This window comes from Arcanobacterium pluranimalium (assembly GCF_016907845.1).
GTDB lineage: Bacteria > Actinomycetota > Actinomycetes > Actinomycetales > Actinomycetaceae > Arcanobacterium_A > Arcanobacterium_A pluranimalium.
This window is the reverse complement of sequence record NZ_JAFBCS010000001.1, coordinates 294,879-314,407: the sequence shown is the minus strand read 5'-3', so window position 1 is coordinate 314,407 and position 19,529 is coordinate 294,879. Positions and strand designations below refer to the sequence as shown.

At 51.5% G+C, this 19,529-nt stretch carries 12 protein-coding genes and 1 tRNA gene; 5 read left to right on the top strand and 8 right to left on the bottom strand.

Annotated elements, in window-relative coordinates:
- Positions 1-85 precede the first annotated feature (85 nt).
- The 5 genes from JOD55_RS01275 to JOD55_RS01255 are packed head-to-tail and all read right to left on the bottom strand — an operon-like array spanning position 86 to position 5,715.
- Positions 86-1,522: a peptidoglycan D,D-transpeptidase FtsI family protein gene (locus JOD55_RS01275; RefSeq protein ID WP_204397954.1), complete on the bottom strand. Its 1,437-nt coding sequence runs from the start codon at positions 1,520-1,522 to the stop codon at positions 86-88.
- Positions 1,519-3,084: an FtsW/RodA/SpoVE family cell cycle protein gene (locus tag JOD55_RS01270; RefSeq protein ID WP_204397952.1), complete on the bottom strand. Its 1,566-nt coding sequence runs from the start codon at positions 3,082-3,084 to the stop codon at positions 1,519-1,521. The genes JOD55_RS01275 and JOD55_RS01270 overlap by 4 nt, the downstream gene beginning before the upstream one ends.
- On the bottom strand, positions 3,084-4,526 hold the full coding sequence (locus tag JOD55_RS01265) for a PP2C family protein-serine/threonine phosphatase (RefSeq protein WP_204397950.1): 1,443 nt from the start codon (positions 4,524-4,526) through the stop codon (positions 3,084-3,086). Before JOD55_RS01265 ends, JOD55_RS01270 begins: the two co-directional genes overlap by 1 nt.
- Positions 4,523-5,020, bottom strand: a complete 498-nt coding sequence (locus JOD55_RS01260) for an FHA domain-containing protein FhaB/FipA (protein ID WP_204397948.1) — start codon at positions 5,018-5,020, stop codon at positions 4,523-4,525. Before JOD55_RS01260 ends, JOD55_RS01265 begins: the two co-directional genes overlap by 4 nt.
- Positions 5,017-5,715 (bottom strand): FhaA domain-containing protein, encoded by a 699-nt coding sequence (locus JOD55_RS01255; RefSeq protein ID WP_204397946.1) that lies wholly within the window; start codon positions 5,713-5,715, stop codon positions 5,017-5,019. The genes JOD55_RS01260 and JOD55_RS01255 overlap by 4 nt, the downstream gene beginning before the upstream one ends.
- Before the next feature lie 354 nt (positions 5,716-6,069).
- Here JOD55_RS01255 and JOD55_RS01250 point away from each other — a divergent pair.
- The 3 genes from JOD55_RS01250 (at position 6,070) to JOD55_RS01240 (ending at position 8,904) form a co-directional block, all read left to right on the top strand.
- Positions 6,070-6,153: transfer RNA gene (locus tag JOD55_RS01250), tRNA-Leu, on the top strand.
- A 253-nt stretch (positions 6,154-6,406) separates the two neighbouring features.
- The gene (locus JOD55_RS01245; protein WP_204397472.1) at positions 6,407-7,522 is read left to right on the top strand and encodes an IS1249 family transposase; all 1,116 of its coding nucleotides are present in this window, start codon (positions 6,407-6,409) and stop codon (positions 7,520-7,522) included.
- Positions 7,523-8,232: 710 nt separating this feature from the next.
- Complete coding sequence (locus tag JOD55_RS01240) at positions 8,233-8,904, top strand: hypothetical protein (RefSeq protein WP_204397944.1); 672 nt, start codon at positions 8,233-8,235, stop codon at positions 8,902-8,904.
- Positions 8,905-9,135: 231 nt separating this feature from the next.
- Here JOD55_RS01240 and JOD55_RS01235 read toward each other — a convergent pair whose 3' ends face one another.
- Complete coding sequence (locus JOD55_RS01235; RefSeq protein WP_204397942.1) at positions 9,136-9,540, bottom strand: GtrA family protein; 405 nt, start codon at positions 9,538-9,540, stop codon at positions 9,136-9,138.
- On the bottom strand, positions 9,537-11,138 hold the full coding sequence (locus JOD55_RS01230; protein ID WP_204397941.1) for a xylulokinase: 1,602 nt from the start codon (positions 11,136-11,138) through the stop codon (positions 9,537-9,539). The genes JOD55_RS01235 and JOD55_RS01230 overlap by 4 nt, the downstream gene beginning before the upstream one ends.
- A gap of 132 nt (positions 11,139-11,270) precedes the next feature.
- On the opposite strand from JOD55_RS01230, the gene JOD55_RS01225 reads away from it, so the two are divergent.
- Complete coding sequence (locus tag JOD55_RS01225; RefSeq protein ID WP_204397940.1) at positions 11,271-12,731, top strand: aspartate aminotransferase family protein; 1,461 nt, start codon at positions 11,271-11,273, stop codon at positions 12,729-12,731.
- Positions 12,728-13,720: a class II aldolase/adducin family protein gene (locus JOD55_RS01220; protein WP_204397939.1), complete on the top strand. Its 993-nt coding sequence runs from the start codon at positions 12,728-12,730 to the stop codon at positions 13,718-13,720. The genes JOD55_RS01225 and JOD55_RS01220 overlap by 4 nt, the downstream gene beginning before the upstream one ends.
- Positions 13,721-13,910: 190 nt before the next feature.
- On the opposite strand, the gene JOD55_RS01215 is transcribed toward JOD55_RS01220, so the two are convergent.
- On the bottom strand, positions 13,911-19,511 hold the full coding sequence (locus JOD55_RS01215) for a S8 family serine peptidase (protein ID WP_204397938.1): 5,601 nt from the start codon (positions 19,509-19,511) through the stop codon (positions 13,911-13,913).
- Between the last annotated feature and the right edge of the window lie 18 nt (positions 19,512-19,529).

Below are 19,529 nucleotides of genomic sequence, written 5' to 3'. Positions count from 1 at the left end.
CTATCTTTGTTAATACTGCTCGTTGAAAACGAAAAAGTGTAGCTAGGAATGGTTGCAATTCCATTACAAAATGCGTTTATGCTGATCATTTTCCTATCACCGCCCTGATGACGTTGCGCGCGATCGGCGCAGCGGCGTCGTTTCCATAACCACCGTTTTCCACAAAAACGGCAACTGCCACACGCGATGTGCTGGCAGCTTCGAATCCCACAAACCACGAGTGGGCATCACGGCCGCCGCCAACTTGGGCTGTTCCTGTTTTTCCCGCAACAGGGACACCAGTGAGTCGCGCAGACGTACCTGTGCCTTTCTCGACTACGTCAACCATCATTGAGCTCAGGTGTGCCGCCGTCTCTTTGGAGATCGGCTGCCCGAATTCCTCCGGTTTCGTTTCAGAAATGGTTTCCAAATCCGGTGAGAGCACCTGATCGACCAAATAAGGCTTCATTTCCACGCCATGATTAGCCACAGTCGCAGCGATCATCGCCATCTGGATTGGGCTGGTGAGCACATCACGCTGACCAAAAGAATCCATTGCTAGCGTAGGTTTGTCTTTCGCAGCAGGGAATACCGAGGGGCGAACGAAAAGTGGAATCGACAGTTCTTTGTGGAATCCGAACGCCTGCGCCATCTTTACCATCTTATCTGAGCCTAAATTGACGCCAGCAATGGCAAAAGTCGTGTTACACGATTCCACAAATGCGGTGCGAAGCGAACTTTTACCGCTTCCATCTCCACATTTACCCTCATCATTACCGATCTTGGCCGTGGTGCCTGGCGGTGACCAAACCGTTGGAGAATCAACAGTGGAATCCGGCGTCATCCCGCTTTCCAGCATCGCGGCTGCGGTAACCACTTTAAATACTGAGCCTGGCGGGTAAAGATCGCCACCCAAGGCGCGGTTGAGGAAAGGTTTGTCTTGAGCCTCATTGAGAGCCGTCCATGCGGCCTTTGCCTGGTTATGGTCGTGTGTTGCAATGAGGTTCGGATCGAACGAGGGCTTAGATACGAGCGCCAAAACTTTTCCGGTGGTCGGTTCAATTGCCACCACCGCGCCACGGCGATCCCCTAATCCGTCGAATGCGGCCTTCTGAGCAGCTGGGTTGATCGTTAAAGCAATTCCGCCACCCTGTGGAGCCTGACCAGTAAAAAGATCTTGAATTCGGGAGGCTACCAGCGAAGAATCAGAGCCGCCGAGCACGGAGTTTTCGGTGCGCTCAATGCCCGTCATCGAGTTATGGGCAATCGAAAAGAAACCAGTGATATGGCTGTAATATTCTCCGCCGGGGTATTTGCGTAAAAATTGGTAGGCGTCGTCGATTGGCTCAGACTGGGCAATTGGCTGACCAGCCACAACAATCGGCCCTCGATTTGTGCCATACTCGCGGTAAAGCGTGCGCACATTGCGCGAATCAGCGTTCAGCGAGGGCGCCGCGAAGAACTGGATATACGTCACTGCCAGCATGAGCGTAATAAACATGAGGGCAACAACGGTAGAAAGTTTTCTCAATGGCGGATTCATAGGCGTACCACCTCGGTAAGCTGGGAGTTTCCGTCGTCTTCGTCGATATGCTCGTTGTTGATATGCGAGCTTGAGTCATGATTAACGGAAGACGACGCCGTCGCACCCCGTTCTGAAAGGCTCGCGTCAGATGCGGCATCAGTTGAGACAGCGTCGTCGCCAATAAGCTCACGCAAATTAGCTGTGTCGATGGCAGAAAGCGGTGTGGAGACGGGCGTAACTGGGCGGCGCGCGTCGTCGGACATGCGGATAAGCACGCCGATAATAATCCAGTTCGCGAGCAGTGCCGAGCCACCGAGTGCCAAAAATGGCATCGCTAAGCCGGTCAATGGAATCACGCGCGTCACGCCACCAACAACCACGAAGCACTGCAGGGCAATCGCAAAGCCGAAACCTGCAGCCAGGAGCTTGCCAAAACCATCACGCAAATGAATGCCAGTGCTAAAAGCGCGGAACACGAGGATCAGGTAAAGGCCAAGGATGGCGAGCAGACCGATCATGCCCAGCTCTTCGCCAAAAGACGGAATAATAAAATCGGAGTTCGACGCATAGGATTTGGTCGGATAACCGTTACCCCAGCCAGTGCCGAAGAGTCCACCAGAAGCCATGCCGAACAGACCCTGTACGAGCTGGTAAGAGCCGTAGGCCTGGTCGTAAACATCGCCATCAAGAGCGTGCAGCCACACCGTAAAACGCGCCTGAATATGCGGCATAAGCTGCACGATTACATAAATTCCGACGGTAGATAGTATGCCGCCAATGATCAGCCACGACACTCGTTCAGTAGCCACGTAGAGCACAGCCACGAACAGGCCAAAAAACAGCAGTGCCGTTCCGAAATCTTTCTCAAGGGCAAGGATTGCCAAACTCGCAGCCCATGCCACCAAAATTGGGGCAAAATGCCGCAATTGTGGCAGTTGGATACCGAGAATTTTTTTGCCGGCAAGAGCGAGATTATCGCGCTGTGAAATCAAATATCCGGCGAAGAAAATAACGAATGCGATTTTGGCAAGTTCCGCCGGCTGGAACGAAAAACCGGCCACACGAATCCACAGGCGCGCACCGTTGATCTGCTTGCCAATCACCGGGAGCATCGGCAACAGTAGCAACGCAATACCTGCTAGCAAGGAAATATAGGTATATTTTCGCAATTTGCGGTGGTCGCGAATGAGCAGAATCGCACCTAGCATCAGCACTACGCCCACCACGCTCAACACCAGCTGGCTGCCAACTTCCGTTTTCCCGCTCGTTTTCACTAGCGTGGTGTCGATCCGGTGAATCATCACCAGACCGAGTCCATTGAGAGCAACGGCAATGGGAAACAGCACTGGATCGGCCCATGGCGCGAGCTTTCTGATCAGCACATGTGCGCCAAAAACAACCACTGCCAAAATTCCGGCAACCAAGGCAAAATTGTTGGGAATGACCTGGATATTTGCCGACGGCGACACCCCGATTGACACCAGAATCCACGATATGAGGCCCAGCGCGAATGCGATAACAAGGAGGCCAAATTCTTGGATTCTGCCTGTTCTTGCAGGGTGTTGGCTAATTACGCTCATCAGTTTCCACCTGAGGATGAAGCTGGAGGATTCGTGGTGTTCGGGGAGGTCACGCCCGGCTGCGTGGTATTGGGTGAGGTGGTATTGGGCGTCGTGCCTGGCGTCGAGGTGCCGGTGCCTGGCGTCGTCGTTCCTGCGCCCGGCGTCGTGGAACCAGGGGTGCCAGGTGCCGGATTAGAAGGCGTACCCGAACCCGGATTAGACGGATTTGCCGGATTGAGATCGGTGGTTGTTGCTCGTTGCTCGCTGAGCGTGGCAACCACATCACGTGCCTCACTCAACGATGAGCGCGTAATCGGCGTCTCCAAACGCTGCTGCACAACCTTGGTGAGATCCTTGATTCGGACGTCGGTGCGCTCCTCCAGCGAATGCAGAGTAATAGGGCCGATATTTTGAGGAATCCCCTTGTAGATCCCGATGTTTTCACCAGCGGGCGCCACAAAATATTGGCTCTGCGTCCAAGCATAAGCGGCCGTTAAGCCGATTCCTAGCACTGCGAAAACACCCAAAATTGCTGCAAGTCGAGCTAAAGGTTTGCGTCGGCGAGGAGTTTCTTCGAGCACTTCTTCTGGTGACTCCACGGGCGGTATTAGCTGCGCTGCCTGTTCGGCTGCGGAAGGCTTGCCATCAGTTCGTATTGAATGCGTGAGAGGTTTGTTGGCAGCAGCGCCGACGACGATTGCGCCGCGATCGCATTCGCGCAGGTCTTGCACGTCGGCAGTTGCGTAAACATCAGCGATAACTACCGTGACGTTGTCTGGCGCGCCTCCGGCAAGGGCAAGCTCTACAAGCTGCTGACCACATTCGTCAATATCTGTGCAGCTGATGAGTGTTTGGGTGATTGTTTCCTTGGAGACGACGCCGAAAAGCCCGTCCGAGCACAGAAGCCAGCGATCACCCGGTACAGCTTCGCGCACCGATTCGTCGAACTCCAGATCACCTGGATTATCACCCAGAGCGCGCATAATAACATTGCGTTTTGGGTGATTTTCTGCCTGCTCAGGAGTGATTTCTCCGTGATCCACAAGGTATTGCACTAGAGTGTGATCACGAGTTACTTGGGTGAGAACGCCGTCCCGGAGAAGATACGCGCGCGAATCACCAATATGTACCATTGCGAGTTTGTTATTCGAGCGCAGCAAGCTGATGCAGGTAGTGCCGAGTCCGGCGAGTTGCGGATCGTCTGTTGCACGTTGAATGAGCTCGTCATGGGCGTCAGAGAGCGCACGACGCAAGGTTGGTAGAAGATCGTCAACGGGGTGAACGTCGTCGATCTGGGAGAGATGTGCCACTGTTACCGAAGATGCGATGTCTCCGGCAGCAGCTCCGCCCATTCCGTCGGCGAGCACCAACAGATTTGGCGACGCGTAACCGGAGTCTTGATTGTTTTTACGAACCAGACCCGTATCGGAAAAAGCGCAGTAGCGTAGCTGAATCGTCATGAACGAAGCTCCATCACAGTTTTACCGATTGTGATCGGTGTGCCAATATTCAGCGGAATTGGGTGGTGGATGCGCTCTTGACCAACCCATGTGCCGTTAGTGGAGTTGAGGTCTTCAACGTAATAGTACCCGGCGTCGTAATACACGCGCGCATGACGCGACGATGCGTAACCGTCGTCGAGAACTAGGGCAGAATCGGGCGACCTGCCAATAAGGAGGGCTTGGGTTCCTAACGGAAGAGCCGTTCCAGTGAGGGGGCCTTGAGTGACTACCAGTTTGAGCTGCGGTGCGGCTGCTTTTTCTGAGAGCGTGGCGTTCTTGCCATGCGCTGCAGACGCCGCTTGCGCGCGTTGGTTTTTCTTCCGCGTCTGACGACGATCTGTGACCGTGTTGCCGAATACGTCGTTACGTATAGTGATAAGCATAAATAGAATGAAAAGCCACAGTAGCAGGAGGAAACCGAAACGCAAAAGCGTGATGAATAATGTGCTCATTGACCCTCCGGCGAGGTCCAGAACATGATTTTTGTGCGCCCGATTGTGATCGTGTTGCCATCGACGAGGGTTGCTGCGCTGATTCGATGCCCTTCGACGAAAGAGCCATTGGTGGTGTCGAGGTCTTTAGCAATAACTCCACCAGGCGTGATGCGCAGTTCAAGGTGTTTGCGCGACACCCCGGAATCATCGACTGTAATATCGCAGCTCGATCCACGGCCAATAGTGGTGAGCGCGCCGGTGAGGACGTAGCGGTCGTTGCCGATTTCGAGGATTGGGTTTTGCGCCGAGGCGTCGGAGGTGGTGGCAGGGGCTACGGCGCCGCGTTTTGACGTGCCGCGCACGGAAATCTTGCCCCGAGTGAGATTTGAGTCTTTATTGAAGCGGATGGCGATTGGACCGAGGAAAGTGTAGCGCTGCTCTTGGGCGTGTTGTTTGGCGACGTCAATCAGCTCACCGACGAGCTCATCTTCGCCCCATTCGGCAAGTTTCGAGAAATCTCCTGGTGAAAGACTAATTAGGAAGTCGTTGGGGACGACGGTGCGGTCGCGGGTAATTGATGCGGCGCGATCGTCCATCGACTTCTTGATTCCCGAAGCGAGTTCAACTGGCTTGAGGTCTGAGTGAAAGGCGCGCGAGAACATGTTATCAACTGCGTTCTCGACGCTGCGTTCGATTTTATCGAAAGCACCCATCCGTGGCTCCAATCTGTTTTAGCGCTTTGGTGTAGCAATATGGTTTGCAATACATAAAAGCATAGTCACTCAAAGATTACTTTGTTTTTCTGCTGTGTGGTACCTAATTGGCGGCCTGCCATGCATTCTGGTGTGGAGAATCACCTTGTATGTTCTATTTGTCTACTTGGACATCGGTTTAGTAGGCGTGTAAGCTGATCGTTGCTACGGATTGCTTGTTGTGCAAGACCGGATTGTTGGAACTACTGGATGTGGGTCACTCGGGTGGTGGGTCACTGGAGCGGCGGACCACTGATGGTGGGCTGGCATGTGGTTCAGGTTCTTGCTTGATTACAGGAAATCTGTTGAGTACTTGCTCAAGTGGCGGAATAGGCAGACGCGCACGGTTCAGGTCCGTGTGCCCGCAAGGGCGTGGGGGTTCAACTCCCCCCTTGAGCACTAAAGGTTAAGGAACTCCTGTATTGCAGTTGAGGCTGTATGCAGGGGTTTTTACTTTGTGGTGCGTGAAAGCCGGGCTATAGGACAAATCGTGTTGGTTTTTGGGTGTGTTTTTGTTGGTGTGGTAAGCAATAGTCGGGTTTGAAGTCGGTTTGGCTCGAGTTTTTGGTTGGACATTTCGTGTTGGTTTTGGCCTGGTTTTTTGTTGGTATTGCGGGTGAAAGTAGGGTTTGAACTCGGTTGACTTGAGGGTATGGGAAATCCTCGTTGTTCATTGTGTGGTTCAGTTACCCAAAAGTGGGGCAAGAGTGGTTCTGGTCGGCCCCGATTCCGTTGTCTGTCGTGCCGGGCGAGTCAAAGTCGTTCTAATGATGTCACTGCTCGTTATTTCGCAGCTTTTCTCAATTTCGTGACCTCGGATCTGCGTTATCGGGATCTGCCTGGTCAGGGGCGAAATGCTCGGCGTCGATTCCACCAGTTTTGGCAGTTATGGCCAGTGAGTCCAGTTGTTGAGGAGGTTCATCACGTGGTTTTTGTGGATGGGATATATCTGTCACGCAAACTTGTTGTGCTGATCGCTTGTACGAAAACACATGTTCTTGGCTGGTATGTAGCACGTCGTGAGACAACGGCTGCGTGGCAAGCATTGTTTTCACGTATTGCACCACCAGATGTTGTTGTATGTGATGGTGGTCCAGGAATTGCTTCGGCTGTGAAAATTTCATGGCCCACTACCCGTATTCAACGCTGTGTCTTTCACGCTTTTAGCACTGTCAAGCGCTATACCACGAGCCGGCCACGTACTCGTGCTGGTGTTGAGCTTTATGGTCTTGCGAAAGACTTATTACACATCCACACGCGTGAGGAAGCGCTTGCATGGATGGGTCAGTTAGCGGTGTGGAATACGGCATGGAAGGCGTTCCTTGCTGAGAAAACTCGCCTTGCGAACGGTCAGATTGTTCCCACTCATGCACGGCTTATTCGTGCTAAAAATTCGCTTAATACTCTGGTACGTCATGGAACGTTATTTACCTATCTTGATCCGAGTCTGAGTATTGATGATGACCCGATTCCTGCAACGTCTAACCTGATTGAATCCCTGAACTCGCGTTTACGACATGTGTTGAGATCGCATCGTGGAATGCCGATCGATCACCAGGTCAAGACGATTTTATGGTGGTGTTATCAACACACGGAGTTTCCTAACACGCCAGCGCAGTTACTGGAAACTACCTACACGGATAGCCAAATCGAAGCCATGTTCACCCGAGCCAGTCACCACCATGCCCAAGAAGAAATCCAGCGATGGGGAACAGCAGCGAACTGGACCGATTTCCACCACAACGGCCAATGGCAAGGACCGGTATAAAAAACCAACACGATTTGTCCTATAACCCTGAAAGCCGGGTGTTTACTAGGCATTCTTAAGTTCTGACATGTATTTCGTACATTCTTGTACATATATGTCTCCTTTGTGACATCGAAAAATGTGGGCATTGGGTATGACGTGGGTGTTGGACGGGGCGTGGAACGAGTTTTTTGGGGCGCTTTTGGCAACATCTCAACATATTTTGAGATGTTGCCAAAAGCGCCCCAATTTGTGCTGGTTCTTGATGTAAAACTTTGGGTTGGGTCTCTTGGTAAAGTTTTAGGCCGGGTCTCTTGGTAAAACTTTCGGTTGGTTCTCGACGCGGAAGTCAAGGGTGATGCTGTTGTTAGAGCTGAGCTAGGCATTGATGTAAAAGTTTGAGCAAGGTCTCACTATAAAGTGGTAAGAGTGTGGTGCGGCACAGGTCAACATTGAGTCGAAAGTCCTAGAATATAAATAACCAACAAAGTATGTATATGCTTACATGTTAGATTAAATGGGAATATGTTCTTGTTAAGAGTGGATTTCATAAAGCGAGATTGTTTGTGCTGTTGGGTGCCAAAGTTTTCGCTCAATAATATGTTCACTATAAAGTTGATATTTCAATCACTTTAGATAGTTGATAAACGCCTAGTAGATGGCTAGGCGTTTTATGGGGAAGCTAAAGCCTCTTCATAACCACAAAATCTATAACTAGGTTAGGAATTGTAATGGTGGCAAAGATTTATAAAACGCTCGCAACAATACTCGGAATTGCCCTTATAATGATCGGATCAGGTGCAGCATATGGCGGAAAGTTCGCACATTCTTTTGTGGCCGATCAGCTTGGCGCACAAAAAATTGAAATGCCGCAAAAGGACGCCCTTGACGGACAAGTTAAGGGCGGACGCATTGCGCAAGAAGACGCCGATGCTCTCTATCCTTTCGCCGGTGAAATGATGACGACGGGCCCACAGGCGCGCGCGTTCTCTGATCACTACATCGCGGCACACATGAAAGCTTCGGCAAAGGCTGCCAAGATTCCAGACGAAAAGGCAACTTTCGAGGGAATCGGTGAGATCGTCAACGAAGAAAAAGCTAAGCTTGGCAAAGAGCTCAAGGCTGCTAATCCAGCTCTCGACGACAAAGCCGTCGATGGCGCTGTAGCCAAGGAAATTGCTAATAAGGCAACAACCAACGAAACCGCACAGAAGATCGCAAAGCTCAATGATCTTCGCACCAGCACTTTCCTCAATGGAAACTCCCTGCGTGGAATGCTGCTCAATGCTTATGGATGGTACTTGGTTGGCACGATTGCCCTCTATGCAGGAATCGCCTTGATCGTGCTGGGTGCAGTGCTTCTCATTGGCGGAATTGCAATCAAGCCAAAGAAGCAGTCCTAGTCACGGGCATAGCAATGTAACGTGCGTCGTTACGTATCGCATAGCAATGCGGGGAGCATAGCAATCAACGTATAGCGACGCATAGCAACGTAAAGTTTTGGGGCGCTTTTAGCAACATCTCGATATATATATCGACTAGTTGCTAAAAGCGCCCCAAAACGCCAAACATCCTTGGTCAAACTCCCAAACGCCCTAAGTGCCCCCGGTCAGGCACCCAAAACGCTAAACACCCTAAGCGTCCTTGACTGCCGTTCCCTCCGAATTGCGAAACACGACATACTTCCACCAGATGAACTCACCAACGAAGTTGATAAGCATCGTCACGCCTTTTACTAAGTAGTCATTCCAGCCAGCGTCGGTGAGCACCGCAGTCCACCACGACGAAGCTGGAATAAATACCGCATAGAAAGCGGCGACTTTCAACATCGCGATCGGAATATTATTTGCTGATTTGAATGTGAATTTGCGGTTCACAGTGAAGTTGTAAATCACAGAGAGAGTGAGCGAGATTGCTTGTAGCCATGCTGGCGTCAGCGGAGTGAGCCAGTCGAGCAATGCGAAGCTGCCTGCCTCAACCAATCCGGCACTAAGTGAGAGCAGCGTAAAGAGTACGGCTTGTTTTGCTGTTGAGTTCATTTTCTGCCTCCATTGAGCATTGCGAACGTCTTTTTATTGTTCTTATACAGCGAGATAAATGCGGCGAAAGTGTGATCGTAGACGGCGCGGTTATCTGGGTTAGGGACGTAGCGATGGCTTGGTTTGATGAGTTGTGCCCCACTATTTACACTGCTAAATACCCCTAAACCGCAGGCAGTTACGATCGCAGCCCCCACCGACCCCACGTTTTGTGGGTCTTCAACGATCTCAACGGTGCGCCCAAGAATATCCGCCAAAATCTGACACGTGGTTGGCGAAAGTGCTCCACCTCCAACGAAACGTACTGTCTCTGAGGTTTTCACTTTCCTCTCCTGCGTCTCCAAGAACCAGCGCAAATGGAAGCAAACTCCCTCAATAACAGCGCGGAGCATATCGCGTTTGCCTGTCTCGATACCGAGGTTGAAAAACATTGCGCGCGCATTTGGATCCTCGAATGGGCAGCGATTCCCGTGCAACCACGGCGTGAAAATGACGCCGTTGCTCCCCGGTGGCGACGTCTCAATCACCTGGGACATGTACTCGTATAGCGATGTGTTTTGCGCTTCTGGATTGGCTGTGGCGTCCTTTTTCTCCAGGTATATGTTGATTTCGTCCAGGGCGAGGTGATCGCGAACCCACTGGAAGCACTTTCCCGCGGTCTCCATCTCTGCAAAATAGTTGTAAAAGCCGTGCTGAGCGCCGGTAACTGAGGCGATCATTGCACCGAGGTCGACTTTTTGTTTGTTGGTCACTGTACCTACCCACCCCGAGGTTCCCCAGTAAATATGGGTGTCGTTGAGCTTGGTTGCGCCTGCGCCAACCGGAATCAGCGAAGAGTCCCCACCACCAGCAATCACTTTGACGCCTTCGCGTAGGCCGAGTTCTTCAGCTTGTTTCGCTCGTAGAGGGCCGACGACGGTCGTGGAAGTTACGATTTCGGGCAAGTGATCCATGTTTATGTCGAACAGTTTGCACACTGGCTTCGACCACTGTGGAGTCTTGGAGTGAACATCAAGGAGCAAAGCAGCGAAAGCCGAATCTTCGCTCATGATGAAACGCCCGGTCATGCGGCCAATCAAGTACTCTTTCACGTCTAGCCAGCGGTGAATTTTGGCAAAGACTTCCAGTTCGTTATCGCGCACCCACAGGTATTTCCATACTGGGTCTTTCACGGATGCGGACACTGCTCCGGTGTGGCGCAGACTCACCAATACTTTCCGGGCGTTGAGTCCGGAGATGCGTATGCCGTGTGCTATTCCTTCTCGGCGCTGTTTTTCGGCTCGCTGATCCATGTAGCTCATTGATGGGCGCAACGCATTTCCCTCTTTATCTACCAGAACCACCGACTGCATTTGGGAGCAGAAGCTGATCCCTTCTACTTGGTCGATTTCTTCAGGGAATCGCTCGCGAAGTTCTTTTGTGGAGTCACAGAGGGCTTCCCACCATTGGTTGGGATCTTGCTCGGCTCCGCCGTCGGGATAGATGCGCAGATCGTATTCGCGTAGTGAGCTTCCAACTGTGGTGAGTTTCTGATCTTCTAGCTGGTAAAGGCACGTTTTAACGCCACTGGTGCCGATGTCATACGATAGTAGGTGCATAATTCTCCTCAACATCGTTGTTAAAGGATAGATATATTTCTAAATCTATCTATGACTTAGGGTATCGTTAAAAGTGTGTTCGCGATAACATTAAATTGAAAATGTTTCAAAACAACTCGATGAGGAGTCACCATGTCGATGAATCAGCCAAGCGTGCGCAGCATTGTGCAACAACTCGACAACCTTATTCAGCAGCCAATCTATTCGATCAACCCAACAGCATTAAAAAACTATGAAGAAGAGTACTTCAACAAAAAATGCGCCAAGAGCAAAGCGATGATTGAATCTGCACGCGAAGTTATTCCAGGCGGTGTGCAGCATAACCTCGCGTTCAACCATCCATTCCCGCTGGCATTTGATAAAGCCGAGGGAGCGATTTTGCGTGACGTCGACGGCAACGAGTACTTCGATTTTCTGCAGGCAGGTGGCCCAACGGTTTTGGGATCTAACCCAGAGAGTATCCGCTCGAAAGTAATCGATCTGCTCAACACTTGTGGCCCCTCAACAGGACTTTTCCACGAATATGAAGCGAAGCTCGCTGGATTGATCTGTGAACTCATCCCGAACGTCGACATGTTCCGCATGCTTGGCTCGGGTACTGAAGCAGATATGGCAGCAATCCGCGTGGCGCGCCTGGCCACTGGCAATAAGCATGTTTTGAAGATGGGCGGTGCCTATCATGGATGGTCAGATTCGCTCGCCTATGGAATCCGTATCCCTGGATCGAAATTCACGCAGGCACACGGCGTCCCACTCACCTACTTCCGTTATACGGATGAATTCTTCCCCGGTTCACTTGAAGATTTGGAACGCAAGCTGAAGGCTAAGAAGTTCCGGGGCGGCACGGCAGCAGTGCTCATTGAGCCAATTGGTCCAGAATCAGGCACACGCCCAATCGATAAAGAATTCCTGCTCGGCGCCCAAGAACTCGCCCACCGCTACGGCGCTTTGTTGATTTTCGACGAGGTTGTGACGGCATTCCGCATTTCTGAGCACGGCGCCCAAGGATACTTCGGTGTTGAACCTGACCTCACTGTATTTGGCAAGGTCATCGCCGGTGGATACCCCGGCGCTGGCGGTCTTGGCGGTAAGAAAGAGTACATGAAGTACCTCGCTGCGGGCATTCAAACCGGCGACAAGGTTAAGAAAGCGCTGATTGGCGGAACTATGGCTGCCACTCCGCTCTCTTCGCTGGCGGGCTACTACACCTTGAAAGAGATCGCTGAAACTGGAGCTTGCCAAAAGGCCGCTGACATGGGCGATCGACTCACGTTGGGTTTGCAAGAGTTGATTCGCAAGCATCACCTGCCGTTCGTAGCATTCAACCAAGAGTCGGTGTGCCACCTTGAAACGGTTGGAACCATGCACTTTGCTATCAATTGGAAGAAGCCATGGACGATTCCGAACGTGTTGAAAGAAACCTCGAAGCGCAAGAAAGAGATGGAGCATATGGGCGCTGCTTATATGGCCGAGGGTTTGGTCACGCTCGCTGGATCGCGCCTGTACACATCAGCGGCCTACACAGAAGAAATGATCGACGAGGCTCTGCGTCGTTTCGACCGCGTCTTTGCCCATGTTGAGGTTTTGCCATGAGTTTCGAGATTCAGAACAACATCATTGCCACGTCGCAAAAGCTTCTTGAGAAGCACCTCGTTGCGCGTACCTGGGGAAATTTATCGCAGCGTATCGATGGGGAGACGTTCTATTGCACTCCGTCAGGAAGGGATTATAACGATCTCGTTCCGGAGGAGATGATCAAGGTGCGTTTGGATGGTAGTTACGACGGCGATCTCAAACCTACCACTGAACGCTCGCTTCATGCGCTGATCTATTCGGAGCGGCCCGATGCCCAGTTTATTATCCACACGCATCAGCCGTATGCGTCGGCGATGTCGCTGGGTAATAAGCCGTATCCGCTTCCGGCAGATTTGGCTCAGAAGATCGGAAGTGACTCTTTGCCGATTGCTAACTATGGTTTGCCGGGGCAGAAGAAGCTTCATAACGCCATTATGGAAGTGCTGCGCAATACCGGTGCCCATGCGATTTTGATGAAAGCGCATGGCATGATTGTGTTTGCTCCGAGTGCAGACGACGCTCTCCAGCTTGCGTTGGACGTGGAAGAGTTCTGCCGGGCGGAGTTCGCTAAGCGCACCTCGTTGGTTCCCGATGAGTCGATCACGCCGAAGATGTGGAAGCGTAGTGATGCCAATATTCCGAGTGAAGCGGCGCATATTTTTGCCAAGCGTGACGATGTTGAGGTCATTTATGCCGACGACGATCCAGTAGTGCTCAATTTCAAGGATAAGCTCGTGCCATATTTGGACGATTTTGCACAGCTGGTGGGACTACGCATGACCGATACTCCATTTGCGAATGCTGTATTTGGTGCTGAGACTGTGTACTACTTGGGCAAGGATGCGTCTGATGCCGAGGCAGTGCGCATGGTTGTGCATAAAAATGCGCTCGCGGCGACGATGGGTCGTAGTTTTGCAGCGAAACCAATTTCGTTCTTTGATCGAATTTTGATGAATGCTGTGTATCGGCTCAAATATTCTAAGCTGAAAGACAAAAAGTCGGTATAATGTGAATTAGATACGGCTTACACTATACGAAATCGTGTCAGAGTACTGTATTTTCATTGGAATGCTAATAGGTTTGGGCGGGAATGGAATCATTCCCGCCCAAACCCTTGTTTGTGTCTCAATAGTCAGTTGTTACTAGATCAAGCAAGCTAAGTGCAAGACCTAAGCCAAGCACCTCGAAAGCTCACTCCTAAACTTGGAAAGCATAGTACCTTTGCTCAATGAGTTCCCCACTGGAAGTGAACACTTCGAACAATGCGGTGTAGTTGCCTGGGCTCAAAGACCACCGTTTCCATGCGTCGGTAGATTGTGAGATCCACTGACCTTTGGAGTGATCGTAGATGACTGTTCTAAAGCGCGCTTTAGGATTATATGACGCAACACCGGATAACATCATCAATCCATCTTTTCCAATATACGTGCCGCTAATGTCGAGCAGATGGGGGTATTGGAAAGTAATGGTGGAATCACCTATATAGGCTTTCGTTACCTTATTTCGTGCTTCAACTCGGAGCCAGTAGGAACCGCTTGCTGCTCTCCAGCTTGCCCAGTTTCCTGTGTTCCAGTCTTGTATTAGTCTCCACTCGTTCTTCTGAACGTTGTATGCCAAGAATCGATACTCGATCTGATCGGTGTTCACCGACGGAGCGGCACCAACGGCCATATCCTCTTCACGCTGAATCCACAGGAGGGAGAACGTGGTACCGGAAAGATCACCCTTGAGTTTCGGGTAGGCGAATGCGATGGTCTTATCGCCAATATAGGTCTTTGTAACCTTATGGCGTGCTTCTACTCGAAGCCAGTAAGTTCCCGGAGCTGTTGCCCACCCTGCCCAGTTGGACGTGTTCCAGTCTTGGAAAACGGTCCACTTGCTATTTTGCACGTCGTAGGCGAGGAAGCGGTATTCGAGCTGGTCAGTGCTTGGCGACGGCGATACACCCACAGCCATATCGTAGGTGCGTTCCACCCACAACAGGGACAGCGACGTATTAGCGAGCACCGGCTCACCCACATTCAACGTCAGTGTTATAGATTTAGTCGTTTGTACACCGAACTGGTTTTTGGTTGTGATCACCACGGTTTGCTGCCCGTTGACGAGCGGGGAGAGCGACGTCGCCGTCACAACTGCATTCGGATCAATGCCTGCTGCGTCGGACGTCAGTGATGCCTTGTAATTCGCGGCGATACTTGAATACAGCTTTGCCTGGTCAACGAGTTGGTCGCTGGTGATATTCATCGTCAGAGTGTCAGGGCCAAGCAGGGTGTATCCGAGATTGACTGCGTATGGGTAATCCCGCGAGACAGTATTTCCTGCGACGTCGGTGCCCGCCACCGTAATCTTGTGGTAGCCCGGCACCTTAGCAGAAGCAACGATTGCCTGTTGCAAAGTTGTTTCCGACGACGTTGCCGCAGCCTTGACTGGAGCGTTCGTGCCAGGAATCAAAACTGATTCAACCGCTCCTGGGGTTTGCGAGAATTGTGTCGATCGCGTTCCCGCTTCAACTCCATCGAGGTAAACTTTAATATTCGATAGATAGGAGTCGTTGACCGTAGCAGTTACTGGAGTATCAGCATTGATCTGCGATCCGGCCGTTAAACCGGTGAGATCTGCTGTTGGGGCGGTTTTATCTACCACCACCGGGATCAATCCAGAAAGTGCATTTCCGATCTGATCCGCAAAGGCAATCAGCAATTGATCACCCTGCTGAACAGGTATTTTCTGTTCAAAGGTGCGAAGATTGGACGCAGGACCAATGCCGCCGTATTCGAACACTTCCTTGGCGGAAATATCGTTCAACAGCAGCTTGTAGCCCCAACCGTCGTCTGAAGCTGAACCGCGGAAAGTAACCGAGTCTTGGTTTGTGATCAGCGTTCCACCATAGAGCTTCGGATCGCTGAACTTCACGGTTGGTGGAGTCACATCAAACAGGAACGACGAAGCAAAGTCGCTGTGTACCGCACCAGTTGAGTCGTACACCTGCACGCGGAAATCGTTGAAGCCGGTCGTTAAATTCAGCGTGATATTAAACGTGCCATCTCCTGGCATATTGGCATCAATCGGAGTGTTAGACGTGTAAGCGCCGGTGCTGAGCGCACGATCTCCAGGCTGGAAACTGATCCGCTTAGCGTCACCTAAAGTGCCTCGCACGGTAAATCCTCGTGGCGTGGCATCAGGCGAAGCTGGATCAACCACGCAGGTCACGAGGCCGTTGCAGTTCGCATTCGTCACTGCAGGCTCAACGAATGTGGCTGTGGGGTTATTCGTCGGCACAGCGAGGGTCGCGAGTGTGTTATTCGCCTGATCAGAGGCGCTGACGGTCAAGGAATTGAGCGATGCCGCATCCTTGATCGTGAAACGGAACGTTCCGTCGTCGGCAACCGAAACATTCTGGCCGTTGATATTGAGCGTCAGCTCAGCACCTGCCCGAGAATCGGTGACTGTTCCTGAAACAGTAGCCGAACCGTCGTCGCCAATCAAAAGCTTCCCATCAGAGGTGAGCGACGCGGGATCGAATTTAACTTTCGGCGCAGATGAATCGTAGGTCGGAGAAAGAACGATCTCCTCACCAGTTTGATCTTCGCCAACGAAAGCACGGATTGTGAAGGTGTTTTTCCCTTCTTCTAGTGGAACAGTGATGGAGAATGTGCCATTTTCAGGAGTGACTTCTTGATTGTTTACAAGAATTTTCGAGATGTCGTCATTCACAACGCCCCGGATATCGATGTTCCCATCGTGCACGAGTGGGCTTGACGGACCAATCACCGAAGACGTTAATAGATCCGTGTTTGCTACCAGCACTGACGTTCCCGAAACCAGCTTTGAGCTGACCGTAGAGTTCAGTCCACGGTCATAGACGTAAGCAAAAATTTGAGTCGAGCCATCAGTGGGGAGCGCGATGGAATAAGTGTTGGATCCTGTTGGCGTAACTGCGAGATTGGCTCCGTTGGAGGACTTCGCAGTTGGAGCCTGTAGAATTCCTGAACCGGTATCGGCGACTGTTACTCCAACTTGCCCATTGGCCACAGATCCGAAGTAAAGAGTCGGTTTGGTGGTGTCGATTCCGAACGAAAAATCTTTGGTCTGCCAGTCAAAATCGGCTCCTACCTTGGCTTTTACCCGATAGGTGTAGCGTCCATCTGGAAGATTCTTGTATGCAACTGCTTGAGGATCCCACGTGTTTCCGTCGAAGTTTCCTGAAGACGCTGCGTATCGGGACGAGCCGCCAAGTCTCGTGACCATACCGGCGATTTGGCGCCGTATTGAGACTTCTTCACCCAGCGTGGTGATGAATTGCGTTCCGGTTGAGTTCCAAATTTCGTAGCGTGCTTCGGTTGCGTTTCGTAGCAGCGAAAGTACAGGGGTGGCGTAGTCAAGATTTCCGTCACCGTTGGGTGAGAGCCACATTTCGTACGATCGTGACGACGTCGATACGGGCACGTAGCTTCCCTGGTACTGCAAGCCGAGGAAACTTTCGTAGCCGAACTTGCTACCGTCGTCGATAATTTTTTCGGCGTTCCAATTTCCAACGAAACCAAGATATGGAATAGCGATACTCGGTTCTCCATTAGTGGCGGAAGTCAGCTGAGCCCAACCCTCAATATAGTGCGATGAGCTGGTGTTTGGTGTGAGCGTGAACGTCACTTGCGCGCTGGCACCGGGTTGTACCGTGATGGTTTGCGCGCTCGCGTTCAGGCTCTCGGAAGAAATGGAGGTAGTGGTATCTTGCTGAGCAGCGTTAGTCTCATTAAGTACCTTTTGTGCAGGCACAGTGTATGAAACTGCACTAGTTCCACGGTTGTTGAGGGTTACGGTAAACGAAGTTGGCGCATTAACTTCGCGAAGCGAGGCGTAGGGCTTGCCATTTACCGTTGCGAACACATTATTTTGTAGTGCAAGATCGATTCGCGCTAGACCAGCGCCAACTTGGCGTGGTGCAAAGGGCTTGCCTTGTGCATTAACCGGGATTTGTGCGGTGTTCATCAAGGCTGTTTTGATGTCGTCAACTTTTTGGGTGCCCGCGAGAGTTGGAAAGCGCTTGGCGAAGCTTTGCAGCAATAGCGCGCTAGTACCAGCGACGTTTGGCGTCGCCATTGAGGTGCCCGATTTGTAGCCGTACTGGTTGGCGTTGAGCGTTGAGTTCACACCGCCACCGATTCCAGAGATTTGCGGTGCGAAGTCCAGATTTGGGGTAGGACCCCACGAGCTGAACGACGACGGTTGTAGCGTTGTTGGAATCGTTTTGGTGGATTCTGATGTGAAGCGAATATTTACCTTTTTACCTGCTTGGAGGGCTGTGCGCATAAGCAAGGCATCGCTGCGATGGATCGAGGTGCCAGGAATTTTGAAACTTTCAATCCCGGACATATTCACGAAGTCTTTACCAAATGTTGCCGAATTGAAGATCACCACGCCTTGAGCTTTGTGATCAATAGCTGCTTGGTATTTTTCGGCGAAAGTTGTGGTGCCGCGCTCAATGAGTGCGTATTTTCCGGTCAGGTCTGTAATCCCGAGAGTCGTGTAGTCTTCTGTGCGCCCTAAACCAACGTCAACTAATTCGTGATTAGTTCCATCAGGCGTTCCGGTGGCTTGAATGTATGGCATGGAAGTATCAGCGGAAACGCCGTCGTTCCAATAACCCGTGAACGAAATAACCGATGCGTTATCGATGGAACCTATAGCGAAAGCGTCAGTGAATACGGCAGGAGTACCGATGGTGGCGTCGTCGAAGTATCCGATCGTGTCGTTAGTTTGACCAACAGGAGAGAAGTTGAGTCCCTCGTTTCCAGCAGCCACCAGCGTGATAACTCCCGCGTTTCTAGCTGCGGCGATAGCTCGGAAAGTGCCATCGGAGGTGTTGTTGGCACCGTTTGGCGTGCCGAGCGACATATTAATAACGTCTGCTTTGAGTTTCACTGAGTCCTCAATTGCAGCAATAATATCGGAATCGCTCGCACCTCCACCCTTGTTCGAGAACACTTTCATCGCAAGGAGCTGAGCATTTGGAGCGATTCCATCAATGCGCCCTGGAGGTGCCGGCGAATCGCCAACGCCGCCATTGGCTCCAATAATTCCGGCCACATGCTGGCCATGTTGCGAGCCGGTGGTGTCGATGATGGTGTAGTTTTCGTCTGCGTAGTTGTAACCAGCAGGAACTTTGCAGGTGAAACCTTTGGCAGAGTCGAAGGTCTGGATCTTTGATACGGCACATTTTCCGTCGTCAAGACGAATATCTTGATGAGTGGCGTCGATTCCGGTGTCGATCACCGATACCACCATGCCGGTGCCGTCCACACCTGCAGCCTGGAAAGCAGCGGACGTTCCGTGCAGCTCACGAGCATTGGTTTCGGTAGGGTAGTAAACTCGTTCAATTTTTACTGATTCCACGCGAGAATCGGTTGCGAGTCGTGCGATATTGGCCGATGGCATCGTTGCCGAGAAGCCGTTAATGAGGTAGCCGAATTGGCGGTCAACGGTGAGGCCATATTTTTGCTGCCAGTCGTTGAGGAGTGTGCTTTGGTTAGCGAGATTGCTTTGTTCGGTTGTAGACGACGGTGTGCCCGGCTGTTGCTTGAGGATTACCATCACTTTCACGGAGTCGCTGTTGAGATTGTCAACTCCACCTAAATCTTTGAGTGATGGTGGCGTTGGCTGTGGTGGATTGGCAACTTGTTGTTGGATTGCGGTTGCTGGAGTTGCGGATGCAGTGGTAGCTAAGACAGAACTTTGTCCGCTGAAAACTAACAGTCCACCTAAGAATGTGGCTGTGTATAGATATAGACGGGAACGCATATAACCCCCCAAAAAAAT